Origin of the sequence: Paenibacillus sp. S25 (genome assembly GCF_019454085.1) — a bacterium.
GTDB classification, from domain to species: Bacteria; Bacillota; Bacilli; order Paenibacillales; family Paenibacillaceae; genus Paenibacillus; species Paenibacillus polymyxa_B.
Window position 1 is genome coordinate 2,857,954 of sequence record NZ_CP073683.1, and the last position, 9,194, is coordinate 2,867,147.

At 38.4% G+C, this 9,194-nt stretch carries 7 protein-coding genes; 6 read left to right on the plus strand and 1 reads right to left on the minus strand.

Translation table 11 applies throughout. The features are described from left to right. Window positions 1–39: 39 nt before the first annotated feature. Genes KAI37_RS12420 through KAI37_RS12440 form a run of 5 tightly spaced genes read left to right on the plus strand, consistent with a single transcriptional unit; the run spans window position 40 to window position 3,996 of the window. A complete protein-coding gene (locus tag KAI37_RS12420; RefSeq protein WP_220031384.1) occupies window positions 40–696 on the plus strand; it encodes an ABC transporter permease in 657 nt (218 codons plus the stop codon). 9 nt (window positions 697–705) lie between these two features. Continuing rightward, complete coding sequence (locus KAI37_RS12425) at window positions 706–1,617, plus strand: glycine betaine ABC transporter substrate-binding protein (RefSeq protein WP_220031385.1); 912 nt, start codon at window positions 706–708, stop codon at window positions 1,615–1,617. 14 nt (window positions 1,618–1,631) lie between these two features. Beyond that, entirely contained in the window at window positions 1,632–2,402 is a 771-nt protein-coding gene (locus KAI37_RS12430; RefSeq protein ID WP_220031386.1) for an ABC transporter ATP-binding protein, read from the plus strand. Then, window positions 2,399–3,034 (plus strand): ABC transporter permease, encoded by a 636-nt coding sequence (locus KAI37_RS12435; protein WP_076294751.1) that lies wholly within the window; start codon window positions 2,399–2,401, stop codon window positions 3,032–3,034. The genes KAI37_RS12430 and KAI37_RS12435 overlap by 4 nt, the downstream gene beginning before the upstream one ends. Beyond that, complete coding sequence (locus KAI37_RS12440; RefSeq protein WP_220031387.1) at window positions 3,031–3,996, plus strand: zinc-binding alcohol dehydrogenase family protein; 966 nt, start codon at window positions 3,031–3,033, stop codon at window positions 3,994–3,996. Before KAI37_RS12435 ends, KAI37_RS12440 begins: the two co-directional genes overlap by 4 nt. Window positions 3,997–4,192: 196 nt before the next feature. On the opposite strand, the gene KAI37_RS12445 is transcribed toward KAI37_RS12440, so the two are convergent. Next, a complete protein-coding gene (locus KAI37_RS12445; protein WP_220031388.1) occupies window positions 4,193–6,109 on the minus strand; it encodes a right-handed parallel beta-helix repeat-containing protein in 1,917 nt (638 codons plus the stop codon). Window positions 6,110–6,227: 118 nt separating this feature from the next. Between KAI37_RS12445 and KAI37_RS12450 the strand changes: the two genes are divergently transcribed. Beyond that, window positions 6,228–6,983 (plus strand): helix-turn-helix transcriptional regulator, encoded by a 756-nt coding sequence (locus KAI37_RS12450; RefSeq protein ID WP_076294754.1) that lies wholly within the window; start codon window positions 6,228–6,230, stop codon window positions 6,981–6,983. Window positions 6,984–9,194: the final 2,211 nt, after the last annotated feature.

The window sequence follows — 9,194 nt, forward strand, 5'->3', positions numbered from 1 at the left end:
GTCGAGAAAAAAGCAAATTGAACGAAAGGTGGAGAAACCTTGAATGACAGCTTATGGATGCAATTAACAGCCTACTTTTCAAATAACATGCATGTTTTTTTAGCTACTGGGAAAGAGCATATAATAATAAGTTTACTAGCTTTACTCTGCTCTGCCTCCATTGGAATTGTGTTGGGTTACGTAACCTGTAAGTACAAACGAACAGAGAAATGGATCGTATCCTTGCTCCAAGTTCTAAGAATTATGCCTAGTTTAGCTGTTCTACTCCTTTTAATCCCTATTATGGGGACGGGAACAAAACCAGCTTTAATTGCCCTGGTACTGTTGGGAATTCCTCCTATATTAATGAATATGATAGCCGGTTTAGAGTCTGTTCCCTCTTTTTTACTTGAAGCTGCTCATGGAGTGGGTATGTCAGAACAACAGGTAATGTGGCGAGTCAAATTCCCACTAGCTGCGCCAATGATTCTGACAGGGATTAAAATAGCTGCCATTGAGGTCATTGCGAGTGCTACCCTGGCTGCCAAAATAGGAGCGGGTGGATTAGGGGAAATCATCTTTACTGGTTTAGGACTTAATCGAGTGGATTTACTTTTGATTGGTGGGTTTTCGGTGGGAATTTTAGCAATTACAGTCGGGGTAATGCTTGATATGTCCGAGCGTATTTTGTTTAAATATAGATTTTTGAAAAGGTAGGTAAAAGATATGTCTAGAAACAAGAGAAAACTGTATTTTTCAATTTCAATTTTTCTTGTATTGTCGCTCATTTTAAGTGCATGTGGTGATAAAACAGAAAATGCTGAAGATAAAGCAGCAATGATACGGATCGGTACGAAAGATTTCACTGAGAATTTGATTGTGGGTGAACTTTACGCTTTGGCTTTAGAGGGTGCGGGATATAAGGTAGAGCGAGTACCCAATATTGCGGGCTCCGTTATCCATTCATCTATTGTTAACAACGATATCGATATGTATCCAGAATATACAGGTACCGGTTTATTATCCATATTGAAAGTAGATATGCTCACTGATCCTGACGCGGTTTATAAGAAAGTTAAGGAAGAATATAAAAAGCAATTTAAAATCACTTGGCTAGATTACTCTAAAGCAAATGATGGAGCAGGACTTGTTATTCGTTCGGAAGTTTCTAAAAATCTAGGAATTACTACAATTACTGATCTACAAAAACATGTAAGTAAGCTTCGATTCGCCTCACAAGGAGAAGTTGACCAACGTGCAGACGGAATTCCAGCTCTAGAGAAAGTGTATGGTAAGTTCAATTGGAAGTCATCTAAAGTATATGATAACAGCTTGAAATATGAAGTGCTTAAAAACAATGAAGCGGATGTTGCCCCAGCTTACACAACAGAAGGGCAACTAGTTAATAAAGATCAGTTCACACTGTTGAAAGATGACAAACAAGTATGGCCTCCGTATAACTTGGTTCCTGTTGTTCGTGATAATGTGCTGGATACAAATCCAGAGATAGCTGAGGTTATTAATAAGGTGAGTGCGGCGCTGGATACGGAAACGGTAACCGCCTTGAATGCAAAAGTGGACGTGGATAAAAAAGAATATGAAGATGTGGCAAAAGAATTTTATGACTCAATTAAATGAGTGTGGGGGATAACATGAGTCTTATTGCAATTGAATTCCAAAATGTGTGCAAAACATACGCAAACTCCAATGACTTAGCTGTTGATCATGTCAATCTGTCTATTAGGGAAGGCGAATTTATAACCATACTGGGTTCGTCCGGATCAGGAAAAACCACACTATTGAAAATGGTAAATCGTTTAATTGAACCTACCCAAGGGAAGATAAAACTATTTGGTGATGACATTGCTGAAATTGATCCTGTAGCGCTACGGAGAAGGATTGGCTATGTTATTCAGCAAGTGGGTTTGTTTCCTCATATGACCATTGGACAAAATATTGCTACTGTGCCCCGGCTTTTGAAATGGGAAAAAATGAAGGTGGATGAAATGGTGCACAAATTGTTACTTTTGGTTGGGTTAGATCCAGTAAACTACCTAAATCGTTACCCTTCTCAACTATCGGGAGGTCAGCAACAGAGAATTGGACTAGCCAGGGCCTTAGCAACAAATCCTAATACAATGTTATTGGATGAACCTTTTGGAGCCATAGACGCCATGACTCGTCTAAATTTGCAGGATGAACTTCTGCGGATTCATGGGGGAGTTAAGAAAACCTTCCTATTCGTAACGCATGATATCAATGAAGCATTTAAGCTGGGAACCAGGGTAATAATCATGAATCAAGGTAAAGCCTGTCAGTTTGATACGCCAAGAGAAATTGTTGCTCATCCCGCAGATGAATTTGTCGCATCGCTTATTCAATCTTCAAGAGAGCAAGAACGTTTCTGGGAGGGGTTAAAGTGATCGAATATGCCATTAAGCATCCGGATAAGTTAGGAACTGCATTACTGGAGCATGTGGAGATGCTAATTGTGATCATGCTGATCTCCATTGTCGTCACAGTACTCTTAACAATTTTAGCCCTGACTTCAGAAACGATATCCAGGTTACTCATTTATATTTTTTCGATTCTTTATTCAATTCCCAGCTTGGCCCTTTTCGCAATCATGATCCCCGTGACAGGTTTGGGTAAAACGACAGCGATCACCGTGCTCATAGCATATAACCAATATATCCTACTACGTCAGTTTATTGCAGGTTTGAATCATGTTGAACAGTCTATTATTGAGGCAGCCACGGGGCTTGGTATGAGCCGTATTCAGGTATTGCTTCATGTTCGTGTGCCTTTGGCCATCAAAGCTCTTTTTACAGGATTAAGGCTAGCATCCGTATCTACGGTTGGAATGGCGACTATAGCAGCATTTATAAATGCAGGCGGGTTAGGCTCGATATTAAATGATGGCTTACGAACCATGAATATAGATAAGATTCTGTGGGGAAGTGTATTGTCAGCGTGTCTCGCTATTGGAACGAATGCAGTATTCATTCAGTTTGAAAAACGAATCTACATTGGATCGGGGAGATCACTTTTATGAAGGCTGTTGTACTGGAAGGGGCCTGTAAACCTGAAGAACTAAAGATAAAAGAAGTTCCAATCCCCAAAGTTAAACCAGGTTGGGTACTTGTTAAGATCAAAGCTTTTGGAATAAACCGCTCTGAAATGTTTACAAGACAGGGACATTCCCCATCCGTCAAATTCCCACGGATTATTGGTATTGAATGCATAGGGCAGATCGAAGATCCATCTGACAGCACATTTCAAAAAGGGGAGCGTGTTGCTTCATTAATGGGAGGATTAGGCCGAGAATTTGATGGAAGTTATGCTGAATATGTTTTGATTCCTTCAAAACAGGTTTATTCCATTCCAATTGAAATGAAATGGACTGAGCTCGCTGCAATTCCAGAAATGTATTATACGGCGTATGCGTCCTTATTCGAATGTCTCCAATTAACTGCTGACGAAGTGCTTCTCATTCGCGGTGGGACGAGTTCTGTTGGTCTGGCTGCCCTTCAGCTAGCAAAAAGTACAGGCGCCACAGTCATATCAACCACTCGGAACAGCGGAAAGCTGGCATATCTTCAGCAGGCTGGAGCAGACTTTGCTTTACTCGATGATGAGTATTTTACAAAAGAAGTTTATAAAATCGCTCCAAATGGCGTAGACAAGGTCCTGGAGTTGGTCGGCACCGTCACAATAAAGGAATCATTGCAACTGGTTTCAGAGCAAGGGACCTTATGCATGTCAGGGATACTGGGAAATGAATGGACACTTGATTCCTTTGAACCGTTAATTGATATACCGACAGGTGTTTATTTTACGGCATTTACAAGTGAAGTTATCAAAGAAAACGTACTAATCGACCTGTTCAATCATATTAAAGAACATGGAATTGTTCCGCCGATTGCTAAAGTTTTCAATCTAGAAGAAATCCGGGAAGCTCATCTTTTAATGGAGAGTAATGATGCGAATGGTAAGATCGTAATTTTGAACGATTAGTTCAGAAGATTAAGATTTCAAGGGTAGTGACACATCGTTGTTGATGTTCTCTAGAACGTGATGCAAGCCTAAATGTGCCAGATCATTAATAAAATTAAATTCAAAAATCTTATATTTGAAAAAATATTCAAGCGATATCAGTGAAAGAGGCCTTACACCATAATTTATAGAGGTGTAAGGCTTTTTCTATAAGGGATTACCAAACTTTAATATAATTTTTACCTTTTTTCAAAAGTGTAATCGGCCCTATTGGAGACTTTTCTACTCTCTGCATATCCAACAAATCAGTATCCAGGATCACTTCACTACCATCGGGGCGCTCAAATTCAGCGTCAACGATACGTACCCGTGCTAATGTTGCTGTTGAATGTACTTCACCGAGAAAAAGATCGAAATTTTCCGGTAATTCACAGGAAAGATAAACTTCTTCTCCCTTATCAACTATTCTGAAGTTTGGATGAAAGCTTTTGTCAACTATCTTATCTTTTTCTCTTTCAAACGGTTCTGCTCCGGCCAAATACGCATTGTTATTAATATAAACAGGTTGTTCCACCAAGTTAAATATTTCAGCGTCTCCGGGATTTTTGTGTACGTTTTCAATATACTCTTCTAAAGAAGCCGTGTGGTTTTTATAATGGGACGTTCCGACACCTTCTAATCCATCAGCTCCAATGAAAATATTATTATAAAAACGGTCATCACCGCCGTAAATGAAAGAAAAACCTGCGATTTTGGTGCTGTGGGGGAGGTGATACTGTGTAGATCGTGTCATTTCTTTCCAATGATTCATCTTACCGCAGATTAGGTTGTTTATGTAAGCTCCACCCTGTGACACATTGTCCAGAGAATATTCAGAAGCCATTATATTGTGATCAACGATATATGGCCCATGGCTTACTTCAACAAACAAATCGCGATTATTGCTATAAAATAAATTTTTACTAATCCTTGTTCCCTGTGTCTGCCAATCTGACCATAATCCTAAAGAGCAGTCATGGATACGGTTATGGTGAATCTGGACATCTATGGCTGCATGGAGCTTGATTCCTGCAATTTCGTGACCGTAGAATTCACGTTTCAGAGCAATTTTATATATATGGTTGTGATGAATTTCACTAAAGACACCGCCTAAGTGACCCACAATTCCATTTTGACCGCAATCATAAATCGTATTATTACGGATAATATGGGAGCCGATTTTTTCCTTGCACCAGCCATTACGTTCAGCAGAAAAGACAGATTCAAGCTGGTACTGGTATCCGGGTTTGTCTTTCCGAACGGAGCGATAATTATGCCCGGTGGAGGCTTCTTTACCAATACTGATGGCACTGCATTTTGCATCGTGAATGATATTGTTTTCAATAATCCAACCCTTGCTCCAATTGGCGCCAAGCAGTCCAGGCTGATCCGCTGTCGGAGGTGCCCATGGTGTTGCGGCCTGCGCCATTTCAAAGCCTCTTACTGTAATATAATCAATCCCTGTCTCTTGGGGATAGAAACAAGATCTGCGAACGTTAACCTCAACAAATTCTCTGTTCGGATCAGCGCCTTGGAAATTCGCATATATGGTTGTATTATCAGCATTCACTTCTGCAAACCAGACATATTTTGTCTGTTCCTGATTATGAACAGGAACCATTTTTCTTGTCCAGTGGTCCAATACTTCTGTTGTAACCTTCGGATCGATCAGTTGTTCAAAGCGGCTAACTTCATAAAAAGACATACCGTTTAAATAAACGTCTCCTAAATGCTTGGTTTCCTCAATTGTTACGAGCCAATCTCCGGAGACTTCAAGAGCATATGGGTTATAGTTACCAAAAAACTCATTCGGCAATACAACCTTCCAAATATTCCCTTCTGCATGCTGCCAACTTTGAATATGCTCTGAGCCTTTAATGATTACTTTTTCACCTTTTGCAGCTTGATAAGTAATTCTTCTCTTGGTGCTTAATCCTTTAAATTTTGGTTTTACCCATTCACGATATACCCCTTCATGGACAATAACCGTGTCTCCTGCCACAGCAGCAGAAGCTGCTTTATTGATTGTCAGAAATGGATCTTCCTGACTCCCCTGGCCGTGATCTGAACCAGTTTTTGCTACGTGATACTCCATAGTCTTATATCCTCCTTTAAATTCAATTTATTTTATTATAGGAAATAATATTTGTTAATTCTATCCAAAGTATAGTACACTTTAAGACAATATTAGTGTTCTGGCAAAGGAGAGTTGTATGGTCTTATTTGAAAAACATGGAATGGAGGGCGAAGAATTCTTTCATTTTTTTCCATTGAAGAATTATAGCTTTCCCCTTCATTTTCACCGCGCATATGAAATGATCTATGTTAATGATGGACAGCTATATGTATCCATTGATCAAAAAGAGTATCTTTTGAAGGAAAATGATCTGGTCTTTATCTTTACAAATCAAATGCATGAATTTAAGACCATCGATTACTCTGATATTACAATCATCCTTTTTTCGCCAGAATTGATCGGCGACTTTTTTATGAATTTAAAAGGCTTAATTCCAAATGACAGTGCACTGCATTTGGAGAGAGCTATTGATTTTAGTAAGCTGAATTCAATCTATAGCCAAAAAAGCTTTTTATATGCTGTTTGTGCTGATCTGATAAATCAGAAATCTTTTACCCTAGTTAAGCAATCACCTCAGACAAAGGTGCTCTATAAGATGCTGCTTTATGTAGAGGAAAATTATTCTACTGATTGCACATTAAAAGACATTGCAAAACATCTGCAGTATGACTATCCTTATCTATCAAAGTTGTTTGTCCAACAAATGAACATGACCTTCACGGACTACTTAAATCATTATCGGATTTCACAGGCATGCTATTTGCTGAAAAATTCCCAGCAGGCGATTGGTGAAGTTGCAATCAAGTGTGGTTATAACAATTTAAGAACCTTTCATCGTAACTTCAAGGAAATAACCAGGAGAGCGCCTAGAGAATATAGAGCAATGGACTAAAGAAGAACGGCATGAGCATAAGGTGAATGCGTTGAGCACTTTGTTGACTTTCAGCTTAAACTAGCTGGTGATTATGTTGAAAATATAATCATTAATTCTCAACAATCTTCAGATCATAATTTACGATTCTTCTAATCCAAAGTTTTGCTAGCAATAAATTAGAAAATTCATAAACGCAGCCATCCAATTACCAAGAATTTTTCTACATGACGCACACCGTTTTGAATCGGTTAATGTGAACAGCTGCGGCAATCCCTTGTCATCTAAAAGACGTTATGTACGAGGGTTTGACTGGATATCTGGTGAGTGGTTTCAAAGGGTTCGTTTCCTGTTTGGTCACAGGGCAGAAGCTCACTCGGTTGTGATGCGCTCGGCAACAAAAACGATTCGATTCGTACACAGTATACATCACACAACAAATGTTTCCGATACGTTCGCTGTGGCAGTATTCACTTCATTCTTAAGGGTCAAGTCGTCAAAACTTAAAAATAGCAAGTCTCATGCAACTTAGAGACTTGCTATTTTGTGTTTTCGGTTCATTAAATTTTGTGAAAAAAAATAGTTCCAAAGTTATGAATTTTCTAAAAATTTATACTTTTAAAGGAAAATCAAAACGTTTCTATTAATTAAAAAATAAAAGTTTATAGCTTAAATTAGAGAAAATTTAATCTGAACTGAAATTTCAGGAGAAAAATTAAAGAAAATTCCGCATGTGAATTAGTTCAAAAGATCTATGAAAAGTCACTATCTATTTAAAAAGTGAAGAGTTATTAATTTTGAATCATTTCAGCTTGATACAAATAAATTCCATTATATAGGTAATTAAAGAATATTGCTGAAAAAGTTGAAATTTGTCGGATGATGTCAGAATTGATTTGTTACATTTATGTTAATGATATGTAACATAAAATTTGTTTTGGTACAAGGGTTTTGGACTTTTTTGCAAGCCTATATCATTTTGATTTTATCAATTTATAAAATCAAAAATTTTGTTTTGAATCACGTTAACGGGTCATGATCAGTATTCAATTTAATAAAAAAGTGAAATTCTTGCATTTGAAGATATAAAAATAATAGAATAATATGGGTTATTTATTGATTTCATGAAATCAATAAATTTGGAACTTATGTCCCATGCTAATCGGTTTTAAAGTTTGTATATTTAAAATAGCTAGAAAGTATTGGGAGGAAAAAAGGGATATAAGGATTTATTGTGAGATTTTGGACAGTAAGAGGATATGAGAAATTTATATGTCGACTCGGTCATGTCTTGGTTTTAAAAATCGTGATCCATCTGACTGAGAAGATTCAGTTATTTAGTTTCGCCCGACATGAGGGCTTTGCCTGAATGGCTAACAGAACATGAAAGTTGTTCAACAGAAGCTCCATGGACATCAAGTAGGACAACATGCCCTCACTGCTTCCCGAAATGGCTTCATAAGTACATAAAGCTGTTTTCTTTGTTAGACACTGTATGGGAGCACTGATTGTAATCGAAACAGCATGGCAGTTGTATAGGTAAAACTGCAAGATTCCCTGTCCATAGCATCATATCTGGTAAATCCGTCTCACATTTTCCGTATTCCCAAAAAACAACTCTATTATTTTTAAGGTATGCGAAACGTATCCTTAACAGCCTGGGAATCCCGTTGGCTCGTCCGATGCCCATTATTTTTTCATCCATGTACAAAATCAGGAAGTTATAAGCGCAGTCGTGAGTATTTTTTCGCACCTTTCAGCCTAGAATTACGCTCCTAACCACGCTGCAGTAGCTCATGCATCTCACAGCATCGATACCCCCCAGCCAAGATTCAGACAGCACACATCACGATACACTACGTTGTTAACACTGCGGCAACCATTCTACAACCCACCATCAAGATGTACTCTCAGCATAATTCAAAAATGTTCTCATTCCATGCACATGTTCATACATCCAGAGTCAGAGTTGTTTCACTATGTCCGCCCAACTAAAAAGCTTGCACTACGAAAGTGTGAGCGATGAAAAAGAGAGATGTGCTTGTTTCGATTCAAATTCAGCTCTTCGAAGGCACCCATATCTCATTGGTATATCAGGAGTGGTCGCTTTTACCGACTGCCATTGGCAATTAAATGCCGGAGAAAAGGTTCGCATGACCAGTTCCTTGACAAGGGCGGTCATTTATGAGGAGTTACTTTTTACCCATATCTATTTCGCGAGGAGAGATACGT